We start from the raw sequence: 19,876 nt of genomic DNA on the forward strand, positions 1-19,876 counted from the left end.
CGGATCGCACCGAAGGCTTCCCGCCGCCTCGGGCCACAGTCCGCCCACGAACGGCCTGGGGTGGCGAACTGGCTAGGCTGGGGTCGATGAACAGCCAGCACACCCGTACACGGCGAGGGTCCGCCAGGGCCTTGGTCGCTGTGTTGCTGCTGGCAGGCGTCTTCGCCATGCACGGCCTGACCGGCAACCACGACGCCGCCATGGTCATGACCCACATGCCGGCGGCCGCATTGGGACACGAACCCGCGCCGGCCGCAGCCCACGCGCCGGCACCGATCCTTGGTGAGCCCGCGCCGCCCGATGCGGCCCACTCGATGAGTACCACAAAGAGCCCGGCAGTCGCACCGCCGATCCCTCCCACCCCCGCACCACCCCATAAGGCACTGACCGTCGAGCCGGGCAAAGACGGGCACGTGCATGCGATGGGCGACGCCTGCCTGGCGATGCTCGCCGCGCTCCTGCTCGCGCTCATCGTTTCCCTCGCGCAGCGCAGCCTCACCGTCGCGCATCCCATCCAACTGGCCGGCGCCACGCTCCCTGTGGCCGCCGACGGCCCGTCACCGCCCTGGCGCCAGCCGACCTTGTCGAAGCTCTGCGTTCTACGGACCTAGGCCGAACCCTGCCCAAAACTGGGCGTCGGCCGCTCTTTCGCGCGTCCGCCCGGGGTCCGCAGTACCCGACTTCGAACGACAAGGACTGAAACCATGCGACACCACCTATGGAAAACCGCTGCCCCGATCGCCTTGATCATCCTGGGCAGCCTCACCCTCGCCGCCTGCGGCGACGACACCGACAGCGGCTCGATGCCTGGCATGAACCATGGCTCACGAGCCACTGGCCCGAGCACCTCGCTCTCGCCTGCACCCGCACCGGCCGGGGAGTTCAACGACGCCGATGTCACGTTCGCGACCCAGATGATCCCCCATCACCAGCAGGCCGTACAGATGGCGACGATGGGGAGCCGCAAGGCGACCACAGCCGAGGTCAAGAAGCTCTCCACGGCCATCAAGGCCGCGCAGGACCCCGAGATCAAGACCCTGTCGGGCTGGTTGACCAGCTGGGGCAAGCCTGTGCCCGTGGCCAATCACCACGACCACAGCATGGAAGCGATGCCCGGCATGATGACCGAGGACGAGATGTCCGACCTCGGCAACGCCAGCGGCTCGATGTTCGACCGGATGTGGACCCAGATGATGATCGAGCACCACAAGGGCGCGGTCACCATGGCCAAAACCGAACAGACCACGGGCAAGAACACCGAAGCGATCGCGCTGGCCAAGAAGATCGAGACCGATCAGAACCGTGAAATCGCCACCATGCAGCGACTCCTCGGCCGCCTCCCCGCCAACTGACCGCCGCTTTCCCTGACTGCAGGCCGCCCGCATCTGACGGGACACGGTCATCTAGGGCAATAGATTTTGCACCTATCCGGAATACCCCCATGGGGTATATGGTTCGGAGTTGTGAGGCAGCGACTTCACGGCCGCGGTCCCACGACACGGAGATCGAGAGGACAGATCATGGTGAAGGCCACCCCATCCGGCCAGGATCACCAACACCCTGGCGACGAACACCACCACAACGCGCACACCGCGCCGACCGGTACAGCCATCGACCATGCCGCCCACGCTGGCCACGGCCAGGCGGCAGGGCACGGCGGTCACGACAAGCACGCCGGTCACGATCCGGAGATGTTCCGGCGCAAGTTCTGGCTCAGCCTGCTGGTGACACTGCCGATCGTTGCCACCAGCCACATGGTGATGGACTGGTTCGGCTACACCCTGGACTTCCCCGCCATGACCTGGGTCGGCCCGGTGCTGGGCACATTCGTGTTCTTCTACGGCGGCTGGCCGTTCCTGGTCGGCGGCGTCAGCGAGGCCCGCGACCGGGTGCCCGGGATGATGCTGCTGATCTCGATGGCGATCACCGTTGCCTACGTAGCGTCGCTGGCCACCAGTCTCGGCGTGTTCGACCTGGACTTCTGGTGGGAGCTGGCCGCGCTGGTCACGATCATGTTGCTGGGTCACTGGCAGGAGATGAAGGCCATCGGACAGGCGCAAGGCGCGCTCGCGGCGTTGGCCGCGCTGCTGCCCGACGACGCCGACCGGGTCACCGATGACGGAGTCGAGACCGTCTCGGTCTCCGACCTGCGCGTCGGCGACGTCGTCCTGGTCAGGTCCGGTGCCCGGGTGCCGGCCGACGGCGAGATTGTCGAGGGCGCCGCCGAACTGGACGAGTCGATGATCACCGGCGAATCCCGGCCGGTCTCCCGATCCGCCGGCGACCGCGTGGTGGCCGGAACCGTGGCGACCGACTCCGCGATCCGGGTCCGGGTGAACGCGGTCGGCGAGGACACCGCGTTGGCCGGTATTCAGCGGCTGGTCACCGAGGCGCAGGAGTCCAGTGGCCGCGCCCAGGTCCTGGCCGACCGGTTCGCGGCCATGCTGTTCTACATCGCCACGGCGGCAGCGCTGATCACCTTCCTCGCCTGGTGGGCCTTCGGCACCCTCGACGAGGCGGTCGTACGAACCGTCACCGTCCTGGTCATCGCCTGCCCGCACGCCCTTGGGCTGGCCATCCCGCTGGTGATCGCACTGTCCACCGCGGTCGCCGCAAAGGCGGGCATCCTGGTCAAGGACCGGCTGGCGCTGGAACGGATGCGGACCGTCAACGCCGTACTGTTCGACAAGACCGGCACCCTGACCAAGGGCGAACACGCCGTCACCGGCATCGCAGGCGACGGAATCGACGAGCACGAGGTGCTGCGGATCGCCGGCGCCGTCGAAGCCGACAGCGAGCACCCTCTGGCCCGGGCCATCGTCACCGCCGCCGACCAGCGCGGCGGGCGAGCCAAGGCAGACGAGTTCAAGTCGCTCACCGGCCGCGGCGTGCAGGCCTCGGTCGACGGCGCCACGTATGCGGTGGGCGGGCCCGCGCTGCTGCGGGAACTGGACGCGACGGTGCCGAGTGTTCTGCGGGACAGGGCCGAGGAGTGGTCGAGGCGGGGAGCCGCTGTGCTCTACCTGCTCCGCGTCGAGGAATCGACGTCAGTGGCGACCGGAGCGATCGCACTCGAGGACGAAGTGCGGCCCGAGGCCCGCGAAGCCGTCGAGCAGCTCCGCGCGATCGGTGTATCCAAGATCGTCATGATCACCGGCGACGCCGAACCGGTCGCCCGGGCCGTCGCTGCGGACCTGGGCTTCCGTGACGGCATCGACGAGGTCTTCGCCGAAGTACTGCCCGCCGACAAGGACAAAGCCGTCAGCGAATTACAGGCCCGCGGTCTCACCGTGGCGATGGTCGGCGACGGCGTCAACGACGCACCCGCCCTGGCCCGCGCCGACGTAGGCATCGCGATCGGCGCCGGCACCGACGTCGCCATCGAGTCGGCTGGAGTCGTCCTGGCCTCATCCGACCCGCGCGGCGTCACCGGCGTCATCCGGCTGTCCAGGGCGTCGTACCGCAAGATGATCCAGAACCTCGCCTGGGCCGCCGGCTACAACATCGTCGCGATCCCGCTCGCTGCCGGCGTGTTCGCATGGGCCGGCTTCACCCTCAGCCCTGCCATCGGAGCCGTACTGATGTCGGCATCGACGATCGTCGTAGCCGCCAACGCCCAACTCCTGCGACGAATCCGGCTGACGCCGGACCGCTAAGCACCGACTGCAACTGCAGCACCGTCAACATCGAGACCGCCCCACCGACCGCTGCGGACAGGACCGGGACGACTTACGAGGTCGCTGGCATGACATGCGGAGGTTGCGCCAGCTCGGTCAGCACCAGCATCGGCAAGCTCGACGGCGTCACCTCGGTCGATGTCGACGTCACCACCGGCACAGTCACCGTTCACGGCACCACCTAACTCGACGACAACCAGGTCCGAACCTCAGCCGAGGACGCCGGCTACCACCTGGCCACCGCCTAACCAATCCGGAACCGGATCGCCCTCGTGGACGAATCCCGGTCCGGAGTTGACCGGGCGCGCGCTCTCGACGTGCGAGGTCAGGCTGCCTGGTGCGGCCGCCGGCGACGTACCGACCGATGCCTGCCCCACCGAGACCAGCGCGGCGATCATGCTCAACCCCACCAGCGCTCGCAACGATCTGGCCGCGGACGTCCGTTGTCTGTCACAGCCCCTCCCCCACCTGTCGACGCGCGCGAGTCCTCCCGACATTACGTCTGTCGCTCGACAGCGTGGCGGAGCAACCAGGAGCCAACCCGCGGATGACGACGGCGTCAGTGCGCCGAAATCGTCGCTGTCGCCAGCAGCAGGACGAGGACGACGCCGACCGCGACACGGTAGAGCGCGAACACCTCGATGGAGTGCTTGGTGACGAAACGTAGGAGCCAGGCCACCGAGGCGTAGGCCACGACGAAGCTCACCACCGTTCCCACGATCAGTGCCGCTGCTCCTACCCCGCCGCTTACGGCATCCTTCAACTCATAGAGTCCGGCGCCGACCAGGGCGGGGATTCCGAGGAGGAAAGCGATCCTGGTCGCCGCAACACGATCCAGGCCACGGAACAGACCGGCCGAGATGGTTGCGCCGGAGCGGGACACACCGGGGATCAGCGCCAGACATTGAACCGCGCCCATCACCACAGCGTCACGGAGGGTCAGATCGTCGAGCGAGCGGGTCTTCCTGCTCAGCCGCTCGGCCGCGACCATCACGAAGGACCAGACGATCAGCGCGCCGGCGACCCACCACAGGCTGCGCAACGGTCCGGAGATGAGGTCGCGGGCAACGAAGCCGACGACACCGATCGGCAGCGACCCGACCAAGACGTACCAGCCCATCCGGTAGTCGACCTCACCACGATGCTCACGGTGTACCAGGCCCCGTACCCAAGCAACGACGATCCGGCGGATGTCGCCCCAGAAGTAGAGCACCACGGCAGCGATCGCGCCGACCTGGATGACGGCGGTGTAGCCGGTGATCGCCGGATCGTCGATGCGGAGACCCAGGATCTTCGCGGCGATGGTCAGATGCCCGGTGCTCGACACCGGCAGAAACTCGGTCAGGCCCTCGACGATGCCGAGAACGATGGACGCCCAGATCGTCATCGGCAGGAGATCTCCCGCTCAGAACGGCGTACCGGCATGGTCTGCTTCACGTGGTCTCCCGGGTCGACGGCTGCTCGACGAGGACCGTAGTCACCGGCACCTGAGGATCCGCTGAGAGGCGACGTTGACCGGCTCGTCACCGAGTGGGACCGGTCACAGCTCGGGCGGATCGAGTCGGTATCCGTGCCCCCGCAGCGTCGAAACGGTCGGTAGTGTGGCTGCGCCGGAGTGTTCGGCGGCGGCGTGGAGCCGGCTGCGCAGGGACGCGATCGTCACATCCAGCGTCTTGGTCGATCCGAACCAGTTCTCGTCCCAGACCCGGGCCATCAGCTCTTCCCGCGACACTGCAGACCCAAAGTTCAGCACCAACGTCTCGAGCAAGTCGTACTCCTTCGGCCGCAAGGCCACCTCGCTGCCCGCGACGCTGCAGCGACGGCCCGCGATGTCCAGCGTCAGGTCGGCGATCGTCACCGGTGATCCGGAGTCGGGGGCCGGCCTCCGACGCAGATGCGCCCGCAGCCTGGCGAGTAGCACGGTGAGGCTGAACGGCTTGACCAGATAATCGTCGGCGCCGGCGTCGAGGCCGGACACGACGTCGATCTCCTCACCGCGGGCGGTCAGCATGATGATCAGCAGCTCGGGGAGCTCAGTTCGCAGGCGGCGGGCGAGATCGACGCCGTCGACGTCGGGCAGGCCGAGATCCAGGAGCACGACCTCAGCCTGCTCACGGCGCGCTCCGGCCAGACCGGCGAAGCCGGTGCGATACCAGGAAGATCGATAGCCGTTTCCGCGCAGGGCGCGGTCGAGCAGTCGGCCGACCGTCTCGTCGTCCTCGATCACAACGGCGACGCCCGGTTCGATCCTGGTTCTCACGTTACTGAACCTAGTACCGCGGTGCTGAGAAGCAGCTGAGTCAGAGGTCCCGAAGCTCCTCTACCGGAGGTCTGGCCGTCCCGCGCGCACCCATCAGGGCACCGCCGAGAATGGCTGCCACGGCGACGGCCACGGTGACGTTCAGGTACGGCCAGGGCACGGCGATCACCGAAGGCGGCGGATCGAAGACACCGGTGAGCACCTTGACCAGCATCCTGGTCAACGCCCATGCGATCAGAGCGCCACCGGCCAGCCCGCCGATCGTGACGACGGCGGCCTCGCTCAGCACCAGTCCGCGAAGCTGCCGTCGGCCGGCCCCCAGCACGGTCGCGATGGCAAACGCCCGCCGGCGTTCGGCCAGCCCGAGGGCCAGCACGAGACCGCCCGCTCCGGCCGCGATCAGCACCGCGAAGGTGAGCTCGAACCTGGTCAACCCGGCGAGATCGACCGAGGTCAGGCTGGATCCGATCTGCGACCGGCTCTGGGTCAGATCGGTGATCTGGGCCGAGGCGCCGAACTGCTGCCGCAGTACCGCCGCGATCTCCTGTTGCTTGCTTCCCCCTGTGTCCAGCAGGAACGCCCCGACCGCATCGCTGCCACTGACTTTGGCGACGTAGTCCGCGTTCGCCACGAAGAAGCTGTCGTGCGGCGCCGTCGGAAACTCCTTCACGATGCCCGCGTAGTGGAACGGCACCTCGCGGAACGCCTTCGTCCGGCTGTCCTGCAGCCGCAACCTGAGCAGGTCGCCCGGGGCGAGCTGAAAGTCCTTGACCGTCTCGTCGCTGACCAGGATCGCGTCGGGCTGCCTGGCCAGCGTGTCCATCAACTGCCGCGCGGTGCCGCCGACGAAATAGGCGTCCTGCAGCGCGGTCGCGGCGGTGATGGTCGAAGGCCGTACGCCGTACAGATCCTGCAGATCCGAACCGACGTAGGCGAACCGGTGCTGGATCGGCTCGACCCTGCGGACGCCGGGCGTCGCGGCCAGCCGGTCGCCCGCCCCCGGCCCGACGACGACGCCCGGCGACTCGGTGACGGTGACGTCGGCGCCGTTTGTCAGCAGGGCATCGACCTCGGCCTGCTGCTTGTACGTCGCGTTGAAGGTCGCGGTGGAGACGGCGAAGGAGACCGCCAGCGCGAGCAGGACCACGGATCTGATCAGCGGACGCCGTTGCCGGGACATCCCGGCGGCGGTGGTCGTCGCGAGCGTGCCGGTCAAGGGCCGGACCAAGCCGGTCAGCGGACGACGGCCGTAGGTCAGCGCGACCGAGGCGATCCGCCACAACAACATCGCCCCGCCCACCCAGAGCAACGCCGGCCCGAAGAACGCCCAGTAGGACACCGAGATGGCCGGTACGCCTTCCGGCGCGAGCACCAGCGAGTAGTTGTTGGTGCCCGAGGCCCGGAACACGAGCAGCGACACGATCAGCAGAACGAAGTCCAGCCCGAACCGCATCCAGAGCGGCGCGCGGACCGGGCCGATCTGTTGCCTGGCCTCGCTGATCGTCGCCGACCGGACATCTCGCACAGCCGGGGCCAGGACGGTCATCGCGGCCACCGACAAGCCCACGACGAACGCGATCGCGAACCACAGCAAGGCCGCGCCGCCACGGGCCCCGAACGAGGCGGCGCCGAACGCCGTCCGGCCCACGATGGCGGCGACGGCCAGACCGATCACTCCCCCACCGACCCCGACCAGGCACGCCTCCACTGCCGCGAGGCGCGTGACCTGTCCGACCGACAGACCCCGGACTCTCAGCAGGGCTTGCTCCCGCCGCCTCCGGGACGCTCCCGCGCCGGCCAGCGCCGCCGTCAGTAGCGCCGCCAGGACAGCCCCTGGCAGACCGAGGAACAGGAACAGGATCTGTGCGTACGACGCGTCGCCACGCGCCGCGTCCAACGCGGCCCCGAGATTGTCGCCGACCAGTCCGGCGCCGGCGAGCTTCGCCTCCAGGTTGTGTGCCGCGCCGACGACCGCCGTGTAGGCGCCGGCCGGATCCGGCGGGAGGGTGGCGGTACGGCGTACATGGATCTGCGTCTTCACCGCCTCCGGGTCGGTCGCCGTCGCCGGCCCGATCAGTTTGTCGAACAGCGGTCTGGGCAGCAGGACGACGTTGTCCGGCGGAGCCGACGGCTGTGACTGCGATGGAGCCCCGACCTTCTGGAACAGCGAATCCGCTTGCGGTAGGTCGATGACGCCGGCCACCCGGACGACGGCCGGCGTCAGGCCGGGTCGCCCGATCGAGATGGAGTCACCGGGTGCCGCGTGCAAGTTGGCAGCCGTTTGCTGGGCCAGCAGTACGCCGTCGGAAGCACCCCTCAGGGTCCGGATCTCGCCCGGGAAAGTCGCTCTGTACCCCGGCGGCAAGCCCAGGACGACGCCGGGCCCCGTGGTCTGGGTCGACCCCGCGACAGTCGCTTCGAACCCGGTACTGCGACCGAAGCCGACCACCTCCGCCGCGCCCGTCCCCGTCGCCGCGCGGGCCGCGTCCAGGACCGCCGCCGGATCGGCACCGGACTGCACCTCGACCTGCCAGTCGACAGCCACCGACGAGGCGGCCCGAGTCGTCATCGTCGCCTTCGAGGCGGTCAGGAAAGCCCCCAACGCAGCGATCAACGCCACCGACAAGGACACCCCCGCGGCGGTGGCGGCCAGCCGACGCCCGCGATGCCGGATCAGTCCACGCAGCCAGAGGCCCATCACGAGGCACCATCCAGAATCGGCAGGAACAGCCGGCCGTCGCGCATCTCCCATTGCTCGTCCAGCCGGTCGCCGACCGCCGGATCGTGCGTACTGACCACCAGCGCCGCACCGAGCGTGTCCGCGGCCGCGAGCAGCACGTCCATCACCTGACGACCCGTCACCTCGTCAAGCTGACCGGTCGGCTCGTCCGCCAGAAGCAATCTGGGCCGCAGCGTCAGCGCCCTTGCCACTGCGACGCGTTGCGCCTGCCCACCGGACAACGTCTCCGGTAACTGATCGACCAGGCCCGGAATACCGACGTCGTCCAGCGCGACGAGCGCCCGCCGGGTCGCCTCTTCCTCATCTGCGCCGGTCAGTACCGCTGCCATCACTGTGTTCTCCAGTACGTCGAGAGCCGGCAACAAACTCGGCCCCTGGAACACCACAGCGATATCGCGCGCACGCTCCACCGGTGACGCTCCGAACTCCGGCCAGCTCACCGTCCCGCTCGTCGGCTTCTCCAACCCTGCCAAAAGATGCAGCAGCGTCGACTTGCCCGACCCGGACGCCCCGGTGATCGCGATCCGCGCACCGGCTGCGATCTCGCAGCTGCAACCGTGCACCGCGACCACCGCCCGGTCGCCGTACCCGAAGGTGCGGGCCACCTCGACACAACGCACCACACTCATGCCACGATCCTTCCGTCGTGCAACCGGATCACCCGGTCGGCGATCCGCATCACGACCGCGCTGTGGGTGACCACCAGGACGCCGTGACCACCGGCCGCCCGGTCCTGAATCAGGTCCAGGACGACCTGCTCGGTCACCCCGTCCAGCTCGCCGGTCGGCTCGTCCGCCAGCAGTACGTCGGGACCGTTGCTCAGGGCAACGGCCAGTCCGGCCCGGGCCAGCTCGCCTCCGGACAGCTCTGATGCCACCGCGCGAGCGCGGCCTGCCAGCCCGACCTGCTCGAGCAGCTCGTCCGGCGCCTGCGCAGAACGACGGCCGGCCGCGGCCTGCGCCAACCGGATGTTGTCCAGGACACTCAAGTGGGCCAGCAGGTTGCCCGACTGGAGCAGGATGCCGAGACGCCGGCTGCGGATCCGCGCCCGGCTCCGCTCGGGCCGATGGCTGATCTGCTCGCCACCGATCGTCACGGCCCCACCGGCCGGCTCGTCCAGCCCGGCCAGGCAGTTGAGCAGGGTGGTCTTGCCGGAGCCGGAGGGCCCGGCGACCGCGACCGTCTCGCCCCGGCCCACCTGCAGGCTAACTCCCCGCAACGCGAGCGTCTCCTCGTCACCGGCCCGGAAGAAGCGGTACAGATCCCGGCAGCGCAACGCCTCGTCCGGCTTCACCGCCACCTCACCGAGTCGGACACGATCTTCCAGGGATCCACGTTGTCGGCATTGGTCGGACCGGACAGGGTCAGCGCCAGCTCCCGGCCGCCCTGGTGGAACAGATAGAGCTCGAACGCGTCCCTGACCACCTTCCCGGTCACGGGATCCGGGCTGGAGTCGCCCTGGTAGGTGACGAGGACCGCCCGGCCGGCTGCTCGGGATACCTCGCTGACCTTGCCCATCGCGAAGCGAGGTACGCGTTGCTGGAGAGCCGGTACCAGCTGACGGTCGACGTTCTGCGCGGTCACCGGCGTCGCCGTGCCGCTGACCTGTACCTGGATGCGGTTCAATTTGTCGGTGAAGGACGTGGCGACTCCCGCGGTACTGCGGGCCCAGCCTTCCGGCACCTTGACCGAGAAGCCACCCGCCGGCGGGCTGAAGGTCACGAACGCCTGGTTGTCCGGGATGTCGCCCGGCGGGTTCGACTCGGTGGCCGCGGGACTCGGTGGCGTGAGGGACGGCTTCTCGGAAGTGGACGGTGGCGTGCTGCTCGGAACGGTCGCCGGTGTGGAGGCCGGGGTGGTGGCAGGTGTACTCGCTGAGCCCGAAGGCGGCGCGGTCGCCGATCCACCCCCGCTGCTGCACCCGGTGACGATCAGAGCCACCACGCTGAGGGCTACGCCCGCTGGACGCCAATGCTTCATATGCACTCTCCCGGTCAGGACATCGGATGCTTTCGACGCTAGAAAGAACCAGGTGAGCGGTTGCCCACGTGCTGGTTAGACGACGGCAAAAGTTCTGACCGGATGCCGGTGGAACGCGCGATGATGACTTGATGAGACGACGCGTAAGCCGAGTCGCGCTGACCGCTGTCGTGATGTCCTTGCTGCTGCTCGCGATCCCGTTGGCGATCGGGATCCGGATCTCCTTCTTCAGCGACGAGTCGACCGAACTCGAGCGGGCTGCGCTGGCCGCGGCCGTCCAGGTCGGCCCGGACTTCACCGCCGGTGACCCGGTGGAGCTGCCCCGGTCGCTGACCGACGGTTCTGTGGCCGTCTACGACCGGTCGTTCCAGCTGCGCGCCGGAACCGGCCCCCGGGCTGTCGACGAGGTCACCCGCTCGGCTCTCGGCGGCAAGGTGAGCCAGGGCAGGGCCGACGGCGAACTGGTGGTCGCGGTGCCGGTGGTCGCGGCCGAGCAGGTGATTGGTGTCGTCCGCGCGGCGTCCCCGGCCACCGCCGTCTGGACCCGCGTTCTCCTCGCCTGGCTCGGGATCGCGGCCTTGGCCCTGATCGCCTTGCTGGTGGGCTGGTTGGTGGCGGTCCGCCAGGCGGCCCGGTTGACCAGACCGCTCGAGTCGCTGGCCGACGTCGCGCGATCGGTGACCGCGGGCGACTTCACCGCTCGCGTACCCGTCAGCGGCATCCCTGAGATCGACGCTGCCTCGGCGACCCAGAACGCGATGGTGAGCCGGCTGTCGGCCGTACTGGATCACGCACGCCACTTCGGGACGGACGCCTCACACCAGCTACGGACTCCCCTGGCCGGCCTGCGTCTGGGTCTCGAGACCGCGCTCCAGGATCCGCAGGCCGATCCACGAAGGCCACTCGAGGAAGCTCTGCAACGGACGGACGAGCTGCAGGTCACCGTCGAACAGGTGCTGGCGCTGTCCCGGCTGACCACGCAACCGCCCACCGACGATCAGCTGGGCAGCATCGAGGAACTCAGGGACGCCTCGCTGCGACGATGGCACGGAGCGCTCGCCCTCGACGGCCGCCGGATCCGCTGTCTGCTGGCACCTGCGGTTGCCTCACTCAAGGTCCCGCTCAATGCCTGCCAGCAGATCCTCGACATCCTCATCGACAACGCCAGGACCCACGGCCACGGAGCAGTCGAGATCCGGGCCCGCGACGCGCTGGGCGCGATAGCCATCGAGGTGGCCGACGAAGGCCGGATCAGGTCCGGCGGCGCCGACTTGTTCCGCCGCGGCGTGACAACTCGGGCCGGCTCTGGCGTCGGCCTGACCTTGGCCTGCGCCCTGGCCGAGTCCCTCGGAGGCCGTCTCAACCTCACCAGCGACACCCCGACCTGCTTCACCCTTCTCATCCCTGCTGAACCCGATCGGAATGCTGAGCTGACGATTCTCGACGCGAGTCGGCCTTAGGCCAGGTACACGCCGATCCCGACGAGAGCTGCCCAGGACACACCGGCGATCACCAGAACCCGGTCGCGGAAGAGTTCGTGTTCGGGGAGTTCGCCGCGGCCCGTCGATACGAGGAAGCCGTAGCGGAGGAGGCCGGTCAGGAAGGGGAGGAAGGAGACGGTGAGGAGTTGGCGGTAGACGTCGTCGCCGAGGTACTGGAAGGCCCATAGGCCGTAGGACAGGCAGGTTCCGAGGAGGGCGACGGTGGTGAGCTGGTCGAGCCAGGCGGCCGTGTAGGCGGCGAGGACGGGGCGGGTCCGCGCGTCGGCTGTGCTGGCGCCGCGTTCGGCCCGGCGTTTGCCGGCGACCAGGAAGAGGGCGCCGAACAGGGAGACGAGGAGGAACCAGTTGGAGACCGGTACGCCGGTCGCGGTGGCGCCCGCCGCGGCTCGCAGGACGAAGCCGAGGGCAACGGCCACCACGTCGACGACTGCGATGTGTTTGAGGCCGTAGACGTAGAGCATCTGTGTCACCAGGTAGGCCACTCCTAGCGCGAACGTTGGCGGGCCGAGTTGGGCGATGACCACCAGGCCTGCCGCGGCAGTGATTGCGGCCCAGGCGATGGCAACCTTGGGTGACAGGGATCCTGATGCTATCGGCCGGTGTTGCTTGGTTGGGTGGCGACAGTCGTCGGGGGCGTCGCGGACGTCGTTGAGTGCATAGACGGCGATGGAGAGCAGAGTGAACGCGACGGCGGCGATGGTTGCCCTGAGCAACGCATACGGTTGGTCGATGACACCGGCCGCTGCAGGGGCGGCGTACACCATGATTGCCTTGTGCCACTGCTGTGGCCGGCTGAGTCTGAGCAGCGAGCGGACGCGGGAGGTTCGCAGGACGACGGCCGGGCGCTGCTGGAGCTCGGTCATCGGGCCACGACGTAGAAGTAGTCGCGCTGGTCGTCGATCAGATAGCGGTTCGCCGGCGACGTCATCGACTCGATCAGCCGCTTGCTCGCGACCGATCCACCGCTCTGTGGAGTCTCGATGTCGAAGCTGACCATGGCCGCATGGATATCCAACTCCATACCTTCCTGAATGCCGGCTTGCTGCATCGCGGCGGCCAGCGTCGCGAGAGTGAGCCCCTGACCGGCGACGTAGATGAGGTTGCCCTTGGCATCGGTCCCGAGGCCGGAGCGCCAGGTGAACTGGAACTGGCTGCGGACGCTCCCCCACCGCCCGTTCGCGTTGCTGGTCAGGCCGTCCACGATCCGGCCGCCGACAATCACCGGATCCAGGTTCTGCCGGACCGCGACCACATCCGGGGTCATCCGTACGGTCTTGCCCCACTCGCCGATCCGCACCACACCGAAGCGGTCGATCACCGCGGATGCCCGGCCGTCCACCAGCGGCACGGCGTCCGACTCCTTGGTCCACCAGCCACCATGCGAGTCGTGCATCTTGAACCCGCCGTTGAAGGTCGCCACCAGTCGCGAGTAGTCCCGGACCGGGACCGAGTACCCATCCTTGGAGGCCATCCCGACCACCGGCTCCCTGGTGCCCGGCATCAACCGCACCCGGTCCGCACCTTGCGGGATGAGCGCCGCCGCGGCCGTCACGGGAAGATGCGCGCCGTCCGCCCGGAACCACCCGGTCCAGAGCAGCGGCTTGCCCTTGGGGCTCTGCCTGGCAACCGTCCACGTTCCCTCATGCGGCAACGCTTTGACACCCGGCAACAACTTGATCGCGGGCAGTCCCATGGCCTTGACCGGCGTCCTCGAGGGTACGACCGCCGGGATGTCCTGCGGCTGGCCGGTCGCCGGCGGCGCCTGGCGCGAGTACTTCCAGGTCTCGATGGTGTCGATCACCGCGCCCGCGCCGTGATCCCGGATCCACTCCACGGTCCGTACCCCGAAGGACGCGTTGCCCGGGTAGAGCAGTGCACGGACGTAGGAGACCGCGGGTACGACAAGCAGTAGGCACAACAGCAACGCAATGACACTCCGTCGCCGGCGCCTCCGCACTTTCTCGGCAGGAGATCTGGGCTTCATAGTCCCAGTAGAACGATTCCCCGCTGAGAGGAAGCGGAGAGAGCCGATCAGCGCAACTCGGCAGGCAGCAGCCGCCTCGGCAATCTACGCAACAACCACACCAGCACGCCCATCGGCGCCGGCGCCCACACGACCACCTGCCGTCCCCGCAAGGCCCGTACTACGCGCTGCGCGACCTTCTCCGCCGTAGTGGCCAAGGGCGCCCTTTTAGCCCCCTCGGTCATCCGGGTCGCCACGAATCCCGGGCGAACCACGAGCACCCGTACTCCGCGCTCCGCGGCCAGAGGCGCAAGCATCACCGCCGTCGAGTCCGCCAACTGCTTGCCCAGCGAGTAGGCCATGATCGACCGTCGAGGCCGGGCGGCCGCCGCTGACGACAACAGCACCAGTTGACCCTCGCTCAAACGTTGCACCAGCGCGTGCACGAGCAGCGCGACCGCAACCCCGTTCACCACCAGCCCGTCCTCGAAGGACGTCGTCGACATCGACCCGACCGCGACGACGGCGAGCCCGACCGGATGGTGGGCCGACAGATGCGCGAGCAGGCCGTCGATCTCACCGGCTTGCAGCATCGCGTCGTACTGGGCTGTGGTGACGTGATACCCGAGGTCACGCAGCTTCTCGGCGTTCTGCCAGAGCTGACCGCTGGGCCGGCCCGCCAGCACGACATCGCGTGGCGGCGGGCCGAGCAACTCCTTGAGGACGGCCATCCCGATCTCGGACGACCCTCCGACAAGCAAAGCGGTACTCGTCATGGCAGCAGGTGCAGTCGCTCAGCCAGCGCGGAGTTGAAGCGCCGATCCGGGTCGAGGCGGTCGCGGGTCCGTTGCCAGGTCTTGAGCCTCGGGTACATCTGAGGGATGAGGTCGGAGTCGACCGTCGAGTCCTTGGCCAGGTAGACGCGGCCGCCCGCCTCGGCGACCATCGCGTCGATCGTGCGCAGGGTTCGACCGTCTCGGAGCCAGCGGGCGGGCAGATCGGCCGCGAGAGTCCAGCCGTGCAGGGGGAACGACAACGGACCGGCCGTGCCGAAGCCGAGGTTCTTGAGCGTCGTCAGGGCGGGTGACATCCGGCTGCCGACCAGGAAGGCCAGCACGCGGCGCAGTACCGGAGTCGCCTCGCTGGGAATGGCGAACTGGTACTGAACCAGACCGCTCCGTCCGAAGGCGGCTGGCCAGGCATCGGCTCGGTCGAGAGGGCAGAGGGCTGACATCAGGGGTAGTAGCCGGCCGTCCTGTGCTCCGGCGAAATGCCACCTGGCCATCGAGGCCGCGGTGATCGTCGGGCCGAAGACCACTCCTGCTCCCGGTAGCGAGCGCACCGGCCGCCTGCTGACAGATCGACGTCGTTCCGGGTCCGGCGAGACACCGCGCGGTAGGTCGCCCAACTGCGCCGGCTGAGACTCGTCGATCACTCCCCGGCCGAGTCTCGGCCCAGGGGTGTGGGTGTCCAGCCAGGCCACCACATGCAGGTCAGGGTCGATCTCCTGCCGCGCAGCCAGCTCACGCAGTACTGCGATCGTCTCGTCGAGCGAGCGTGTCCGGCGACGACGCTGCCTGGCCCATCCGGTCTCGACGGGCTGGAGCTGGATGGCAGCCTTCAGGATCACGCCAGTCAGCCCCATCCCGCCCAGCGTTGCCCAGAACCCGTCGGAATCTCGTTCGGCCGACAGTTCGGCGACCATGCCTTCCGAGTCGAGCAGGGACAACCAGATCACGTGCTGCCCGAACGATCCCGCACCGGGATGGTTCTTGCCGTGGACGTCGCTCGCCAACGCTCCGCCGACTGTGATCTTGGCGGTGCCGGGCAGGACCGGTAGTGCCCAGCCCAGCGGAAGTACCTGGTCCATGAGGTCGCCCAGGGTCACACCGGCTTCGACCACGATCACGCCCTTGAGCCCGTCGAACGACAGCACCCGATTGCGCGCGGTCATGTCCACCACGACCCCTTGGGCCGGTAGAGCCGCGTCACCGTAGCTGCAGCCGGCGCCTCGGACCGTCACCTGACCGGCCGCCGTGACCGCCTCGACCAGCTCGGCGTCGGTTGCAGGTGTCCGGAGGATGCTGCGCCGATGTGCCGACCGTCCCCAGCCGCTCAACGAGACACTCGTTTCGTCGCTGGTCATGCGGCCGGCCGCGAGCGTTGCCGGAGGAACTCGAGTCCCACCGGTATGAGCGAGACGATCACGATGACGGCGATGATGGGCAGCAGGTACTTGTCGACGCCGGGGATCTGCGAGCCGAGCAGGTGACCGGCCAGGACGAGTCCGATCGTCCAGACGACACCGCCGGCGACCTGCCAGCGGGTGAAGACCTTGGCGTCGATCCGCAACGCTCCGGCCAGTGGGTTCATCACGGTACGGACGCCAGGGATGAACCGGGCGAGCACGACCGCCCGGCCCACGCCGTACGACTCCAGGTGCTCTCTGGCCCGGTCGGCGGCGCGCTTGAGTCTCGGTCGCTCGACGATGGCCGGGCCGAACTTGCGGCCGATCAGATAGCCGACCTGGGCGCCAAGGACCGCACCGAGCGGCGCGAAGACCAGGGTCAGCGGCAGGTTCAGATGAACGCCGGTCGTGGTCAGCAGACCGGCGGTGAAAAGCAGCGAGTCACCGGGCAGAAAGAACCCGATCAACAGACCGGTCTCGGCGAACATCACCATCAGCACCGCCCACGGGCCCAGCTGGGAGAGCAGGCTGTGCGGGTCGAGCAGATTCATCATGCCGTCGACGGTAGGTAGCCGGCGCTGAGAGCAGGCTGAGTGGCGGTGTAACGGGCGACGTGCTGTTCGATCACCGTCGGCCAGGTCATCACCGGCTCGGTGAACCTGTTGTGGGCCTGGAGCTTCCGCAGCAGCGGATCGTCGGTCAGCAGGTCTGCGGCAATTTCCGCCATCGCCTTGTGGCTGTCCACCAGGAAGCCCTCGACGCCGTCGCGGACGAACTCACCGACACCGCCAGAAGCCATCGCGACCACGGCCAGACCCGCACAGCGAGCCTCCAGGGCGGCCACGCCGAACGATTCGAGCTCGGCGGGAGCCAGGTAGACATCGGCGGACAGATACAGCTGCTGGATCTCGTACCGGGTCAACCTGCCGGGCAATTCGACCCAGTCGAGGCCGCGGCGTCTGATCACTCTGGTGACGGCCGACGCTCGCGGGCCTGCGCCGATGATCACCGCTCGCAGCGGGATCTCGATCGGCACTCTGCGGCGGATGTCCTGCAGGGTCTCGAGCAGCGCGTCCGGTCGCTTCCGCTGCGTCAGGCGCATCGTGCTGACGATGGTCAGCGGGTGGTCCGCCACCGGAGGCTGCTGCCAGGGTGCCGGATCGATGCCGTTGTGGAGTACTGCGACCGCCCGGTGCGGGAGGACCTTGCGCAGGCGATGTGCGACTGTCTGGCTGACGGCTGTCCACTGCACCCGAGGGCCGAAGTCGCGGTCGACGTGTGCGAGCAGCCATGGAAGGAGTACCCCATCAGGGGCCGGCAGGGAATGGAGGGTGACGACTGCGGGTAGTTCCAGGTCGGTCGCGATCCGGGTCGCATTCCAGGCCAGTGGGGAGAGGAACGAGGTGTGTGCATGCACGATGTCGTACTCGCCGGATCCGAGCGCGAGGCGGAGGACGTCGGTGGAGGTCGGTACGCCGGCGAGCGAGGGCAGCCGTAGTACCGGCACGTCGGTGGCCGGGGACGCGGCCGGAGTGGCGGTGAAGACGGTGACGGCATGGCCCGCCTGCTGGAGCTGGACCGCGAGATCGTGCACGTGCATCTCGATCCCACCCAGGCGTGGCAGGTACACATCGCTGACGAGTGCGATCCTCACGCCGCCACCGCCTGCTTGCGGTTGACGAACAACCAAAACGCCAGGGTCACTCCCCCGACAGGAATCTCCAGCATGTAGGTAAAACTGCGGAACAACACCATCCCCGCGGTCACCGCGGCGGGATCACCGCCCATGGCAACCAACGCTGCGACCGTGCCCACCTCGACGACCCCGGCGCCGCCGGGCGTGATCGGGATGAGGGTCAGCAATCGTTCGACGGCCAATCCAGTGATCAGGACGGGCAGGCTGAACGCAGTACCCAGGAGCTGGAAGCACAACCAGAGAAGTGCCAGTTGCAACAGCAGATAGGCGAGCATCCCGCCGGTCATCGGCCGCCAGCCACGCCGGAAGACTTCACGGACCGATCGCCGCAAAACAGGCAGCGACCGCTCTAGCTGGGTGCGCCCCCTCGTCACCCGATCGAGGCCGCGGCCGGTTGTGGTCGGGGCGGTTTCGACCGCGAGGAACCAGGCGACCGCCCCCAAGGCCGCCAGCACCGGAATCAGCAGCAGGCTGGTACGACCGATCGGCAACGCGGCCGCGGTGTTGGCGATCGGCGTAAGGGCCAGGGCGACGGCGACAACACCGAGCTTGGCCAGCACGTTGATGAGCGTGGTGATCGCGAGGAAGCCGCTGAAGGCCGCGGAGCTGAAGCCCCAGCGCCGGGTCATCGCGAAGTTCAGGCCGGTACCGACGGCACCGCCTAGTGGCAGAACGTTGGCCACCGCACTGCCGGTCAGGCTGAGGGTGAGACCCCGGCGTTTGGTGAGGCCTGGCAGCGAAGCGGCCAGTACGAACGAATGTGCGCCGAGGCCCGCGATCCAGACCACGCCCAGCAAGCCGATGGCAGGCAGCGAGAGCCGGCTGAGGAGCGTACCGACGGTTGCCCAGCTCGTACCGACCGCTCGTGGGAGCAGCGCTAGGAGGGCGATCGTCAGGGCACCGGTCAGCACGGAGGTGATCGTTCGCCGGGGTGTGCTCATCGCGATCCTGTCCACGGTCGGGCTGTGTCCGTTCATCGTCGGAGCAGGTCGCTGAGAGGGCGCTGAGAGCCGTTCGGGCCTTGGGCAACCACGTGCCATGGTGGTGAGGTGGCCTACACGCTGGTGTCCTTCCACGCGCATCCCGACGACGAGGCGTTGCTGATGGGCGGCACCCTCGCGCGCCTCGCCGCCCAGGGGCACCGAGTCGTGCTCGCCGTCGCGACGGACGGTGAAGCCGGCGCCGCGTCCTCGCAGTACCGCGAAGACCTAGCGACTCATCGACGCGACGAGCTCGACCGGTCCGCCGAAGCGCTCGGCTGCGCCCGCGTCGTCCGCTTCGGCTTCCGCGACTCCGGCTGGTCTCGCTCTTCGGCGCCGCAGGCCGGCGCCTTCAGTGCCCGGCCGGTGCACGAGGCCGCCGGCCCACTGGCTGAGCTCCTGAGCCAAGAGCAGGCCAACGCGCTCACTATTTACGATCCCTCCGGCGGCTACGGTCATCCCGATCACCGGCAGGTCCACACCGCCGGCCTCTACGCGGCCCGCCTGGCCACGACGCCTCTGGTGCTGGAGGCCACGATCGACCGCACGTTGATCCGCCGGTTGATCCGGCTGGTCGAGGCGCTGCCCGGCGTCCTTCCTGATGTCCACGCCGCGGACTTCGCCACCGCCTACAGCGCCCGCGAGCACCTCACGCACCGCATCGACGTCCGCGCGTACGCCGACGCCAAACGCCGCTCGTTCGAGGCGCACGCCAGTCAGGCGACCTCCGACGACGACGCCCGCACCCTCGCCCTTCTCCTCAAACTGCCGCAGTGGCTGTTCCGCCAAGCCCTCGGGCACGAATGGTTCGTCGAGCACGGCCGCATCCCCGGCACACTGTCGGACGACCTCTTCGCGTCACTCAGCGGATTCTCAGCGACGTAGAGACA

At 68.6% G+C, this 19,876-nt stretch carries 20 protein-coding genes; 6 read left to right on the plus strand and 14 right to left on the minus strand.

Translation table 11 applies throughout. From position 1 onward, the window contains the following. Window positions 1–86 precede the first annotated feature (86 nt). The 4 genes from AB0M15_RS18855 to AB0M15_RS18870 all read left to right on the plus strand — a co-directional run bounded on the left by AB0M15_RS18855 (window position 87) and on the right by AB0M15_RS18870 (window position 3,862). The gene (locus AB0M15_RS18855) at window positions 87–611 is read left to right on the plus strand and encodes a hypothetical protein (protein ID WP_363820025.1); all 525 of its coding nucleotides are present in this window, start codon (window positions 87–89) and stop codon (window positions 609–611) included. 93 nt (window positions 612–704) lie between these two features. Then, window positions 705–1,352 (plus strand): DUF305 domain-containing protein, encoded by a 648-nt coding sequence (locus tag AB0M15_RS18860; protein WP_363820028.1) that lies wholly within the window; start codon window positions 705–707, stop codon window positions 1,350–1,352. 168 nt (window positions 1,353–1,520) lie between these two features. Next, window positions 1,521–3,656, plus strand: a complete 2,136-nt coding sequence (locus AB0M15_RS18865; RefSeq protein ID WP_363820030.1) for a heavy metal translocating P-type ATPase — start codon at window positions 1,521–1,523, stop codon at window positions 3,654–3,656. Next, window positions 3,539–3,862, plus strand: a complete 324-nt coding sequence (locus tag AB0M15_RS18870; protein ID WP_363820033.1) for a heavy-metal-associated domain-containing protein — start codon at window positions 3,539–3,541, stop codon at window positions 3,860–3,862. Before AB0M15_RS18865 ends, AB0M15_RS18870 begins: the two co-directional genes overlap by 118 nt. A gap of 24 nt (window positions 3,863–3,886) precedes the next feature. Here AB0M15_RS18870 and AB0M15_RS18875 read toward each other — a convergent pair whose 3' ends face one another. From AB0M15_RS18875 to AB0M15_RS18905, 7 genes are all read right to left on the minus strand, one after another. After that, window positions 3,887–4,075 (minus strand): hypothetical protein, encoded by a 189-nt coding sequence (locus AB0M15_RS18875; RefSeq protein WP_363820036.1) that lies wholly within the window; start codon window positions 4,073–4,075, stop codon window positions 3,887–3,889. 161 nt (window positions 4,076–4,236) lie between these two features. Beyond that, the gene (locus AB0M15_RS18880; protein ID WP_363820039.1) at window positions 4,237–5,064 is read right to left on the minus strand and encodes an undecaprenyl-diphosphate phosphatase; all 828 of its coding nucleotides are present in this window, start codon (window positions 5,062–5,064) and stop codon (window positions 4,237–4,239) included. 153 nt (window positions 5,065–5,217) lie between these two features. Then, window positions 5,218–5,937 (minus strand): response regulator transcription factor, encoded by a 720-nt coding sequence (locus tag AB0M15_RS18885; protein ID WP_363820042.1) that lies wholly within the window; start codon window positions 5,935–5,937, stop codon window positions 5,218–5,220. 40 nt (window positions 5,938–5,977) lie between these two features. Further along, on the minus strand, window positions 5,978–8,635 hold the full coding sequence (locus AB0M15_RS18890) for an FtsX-like permease family protein (RefSeq protein WP_363820045.1): 2,658 nt from the start codon (window positions 8,633–8,635) through the stop codon (window positions 5,978–5,980). Further along, window positions 8,635–9,306, minus strand: coding sequence for an ABC transporter ATP-binding protein (locus AB0M15_RS18895; protein ID WP_363820048.1), 672 nt, complete (start codon window positions 9,304–9,306; stop codon window positions 8,635–8,637). The genes AB0M15_RS18890 and AB0M15_RS18895 overlap by 1 nt, the downstream gene beginning before the upstream one ends. Next, window positions 9,303–9,971 (minus strand): ATP-binding cassette domain-containing protein, encoded by a 669-nt coding sequence (locus AB0M15_RS18900; protein WP_363820051.1) that lies wholly within the window; start codon window positions 9,969–9,971, stop codon window positions 9,303–9,305. The genes AB0M15_RS18895 and AB0M15_RS18900 overlap by 4 nt, the downstream gene beginning before the upstream one ends. After that, window positions 9,968–10,657, minus strand: a complete 690-nt coding sequence (locus tag AB0M15_RS18905) for a hypothetical protein (RefSeq protein WP_363820054.1) — start codon at window positions 10,655–10,657, stop codon at window positions 9,968–9,970. The genes AB0M15_RS18900 and AB0M15_RS18905 overlap by 4 nt, the downstream gene beginning before the upstream one ends. A 131-nt stretch (window positions 10,658–10,788) precedes the next feature. On the opposite strand from AB0M15_RS18905, the gene AB0M15_RS18910 reads away from it, so the two are divergent. Continuing rightward, on the plus strand, window positions 10,789–12,117 hold the full coding sequence (locus AB0M15_RS18910) for a HAMP domain-containing sensor histidine kinase (protein ID WP_363820057.1): 1,329 nt from the start codon (window positions 10,789–10,791) through the stop codon (window positions 12,115–12,117). Here the strand turns inward: AB0M15_RS18910 and AB0M15_RS18915 are convergent. From AB0M15_RS18915 to AB0M15_RS18945, 7 genes are read right to left on the minus strand one after another with little or no spacing between them, the layout of a single operon-like run. Next, window positions 12,114–13,022: a decaprenyl-phosphate phosphoribosyltransferase gene (locus AB0M15_RS18915; RefSeq protein WP_363820060.1), complete on the minus strand. Its 909-nt coding sequence runs from the start codon at window positions 13,020–13,022 to the stop codon at window positions 12,114–12,116. The two genes, AB0M15_RS18910 and AB0M15_RS18915, sit on opposite strands and share 4 nt — an antisense overlap. Then, on the minus strand, window positions 13,019–14,143 hold the full coding sequence (locus AB0M15_RS18920) for a phosphodiester glycosidase family protein (protein WP_363820063.1): 1,125 nt from the start codon (window positions 14,141–14,143) through the stop codon (window positions 13,019–13,021). The genes AB0M15_RS18915 and AB0M15_RS18920 overlap by 4 nt, the downstream gene beginning before the upstream one ends. Window positions 14,144–14,190: 47 nt before the next feature. Further along, on the minus strand, window positions 14,191–14,898 hold the full coding sequence (locus AB0M15_RS18925) for an SDR family NAD(P)-dependent oxidoreductase (protein WP_363820067.1): 708 nt from the start codon (window positions 14,896–14,898) through the stop codon (window positions 14,191–14,193). After that, window positions 14,895–16,268 carry an FAD-binding oxidoreductase gene (locus AB0M15_RS18930; RefSeq protein ID WP_363820070.1) on the minus strand — a complete coding sequence of 458 codons (1,374 nt, stop codon included), beginning with the start codon at window positions 16,266–16,268 and terminating at the stop codon, window positions 14,895–14,897. The genes AB0M15_RS18925 and AB0M15_RS18930 overlap by 4 nt, the downstream gene beginning before the upstream one ends. After that, on the minus strand, window positions 16,265–16,864 hold the full coding sequence (locus AB0M15_RS18935) for a DedA family protein (RefSeq protein ID WP_363820072.1): 600 nt from the start codon (window positions 16,862–16,864) through the stop codon (window positions 16,265–16,267). Before AB0M15_RS18935 ends, AB0M15_RS18930 begins: the two co-directional genes overlap by 4 nt. Further along, entirely contained in the window at window positions 16,861–17,964 is a 1,104-nt protein-coding gene (locus AB0M15_RS18940) for a glycosyltransferase family 4 protein (RefSeq protein WP_363820074.1), read from the minus strand. The genes AB0M15_RS18935 and AB0M15_RS18940 overlap by 4 nt, the downstream gene beginning before the upstream one ends. Continuing rightward, entirely contained in the window at window positions 17,961–18,947 is a 987-nt protein-coding gene (locus AB0M15_RS18945; protein ID WP_363820076.1) for a YbhN family protein, read from the minus strand. The genes AB0M15_RS18940 and AB0M15_RS18945 overlap by 4 nt, the downstream gene beginning before the upstream one ends. A gap of 108 nt (window positions 18,948–19,055) precedes the next feature. On the opposite strand from AB0M15_RS18945, the gene AB0M15_RS18950 reads away from it, so the two are divergent. Further along, window positions 19,056–19,871, plus strand: coding sequence for a PIG-L family deacetylase (locus AB0M15_RS18950; protein ID WP_363820079.1), 816 nt, complete (start codon window positions 19,056–19,058; stop codon window positions 19,869–19,871). Window positions 19,872–19,876: the final 5 nt, after the last annotated feature.

The organism is Kribbella sp. NPDC051718 (genome assembly GCF_040681515.1).
Classification (GTDB): Bacteria; Actinomycetota; Actinomycetes; order Propionibacteriales; family Kribbellaceae; genus Kribbella.

What these genes read in the sequence shown, in the direction of transcription:
- AB0M15_RS18855 (WP_363820025.1), top strand. Translation starts at nt 87, where the DNA reads ATGAACAGCCAGCACACCCGTACACGGCGAGGGTCCGCCAGGGCCTTG.
- AB0M15_RS18860 (WP_363820028.1), top strand. Translation starts at nt 705, where the DNA reads ATGCGACACCACCTATGGAAAACCGCTGCCCCGATCGCCTTGATCATC.
- AB0M15_RS18865 (WP_363820030.1), top strand. Translation starts at nt 1,521, where the DNA reads ATGGTGAAGGCCACCCCATCCGGCCAGGATCACCAACACCCTGGCGAC.
- AB0M15_RS18870 (WP_363820033.1), top strand. Translation starts at nt 3,539, where the DNA reads ATGGGCCGGCTTCACCCTCAGCCCTGCCATCGGAGCCGTACTGATGTC.
- AB0M15_RS18875 (WP_363820036.1), bottom strand. Translation starts at nt 4,075, where the DNA reads ATGATCGCCGCGCTGGTCTCGGTGGGGCAGGCATCGGTCGGTACGTCG.
- AB0M15_RS18880 (WP_363820039.1), bottom strand. Translation starts at nt 5,064, where the DNA reads ATGACGATCTGGGCGTCCATCGTTCTCGGCATCGTCGAGGGCCTGACC.
- AB0M15_RS18890 (WP_363820045.1), bottom strand. Translation starts at nt 8,635, where the DNA reads ATGGGCCTCTGGCTGCGTGGACTGATCCGGCATCGCGGGCGTCGGCTG.
- AB0M15_RS18895 (WP_363820048.1), bottom strand. Translation starts at nt 9,306, where the DNA reads ATGAGTGTGGTGCGTTGTGTCGAGGTGGCCCGCACCTTCGGGTACGGC.
- AB0M15_RS18905 (WP_363820054.1), bottom strand. Translation starts at nt 10,657, where the DNA reads ATGAAGCATTGGCGTCCAGCGGGCGTAGCCCTCAGCGTGGTGGCTCTG.
- AB0M15_RS18910 (WP_363820057.1), top strand. Translation starts at nt 10,789, where the DNA reads ATGAGACGACGCGTAAGCCGAGTCGCGCTGACCGCTGTCGTGATGTCC.
- AB0M15_RS18915 (WP_363820060.1), bottom strand. Translation starts at nt 13,022, where the DNA reads ATGACCGAGCTCCAGCAGCGCCCGGCCGTCGTCCTGCGAACCTCCCGC.
- AB0M15_RS18920 (WP_363820063.1), bottom strand. Translation starts at nt 14,143, where the DNA reads ATGAAGCCCAGATCTCCTGCCGAGAAAGTGCGGAGGCGCCGGCGACGG.
- AB0M15_RS18925 (WP_363820067.1), bottom strand. Translation starts at nt 14,898, where the DNA reads ATGACGAGTACCGCTTTGCTTGTCGGAGGGTCGTCCGAGATCGGGATG.
- AB0M15_RS18930 (WP_363820070.1), bottom strand. Translation starts at nt 16,268, where the DNA reads ATGACCAGCGACGAAACGAGTGTCTCGTTGAGCGGCTGGGGACGGTCG.
- AB0M15_RS18935 (WP_363820072.1), bottom strand. Translation starts at nt 16,864, where the DNA reads ATGATGAATCTGCTCGACCCGCACAGCCTGCTCTCCCAGCTGGGCCCG.
- AB0M15_RS18945 (WP_363820076.1), bottom strand. Translation starts at nt 18,947, where the DNA reads ATGAGCACACCCCGGCGAACGATCACCTCCGTGCTGACCGGTGCCCTG.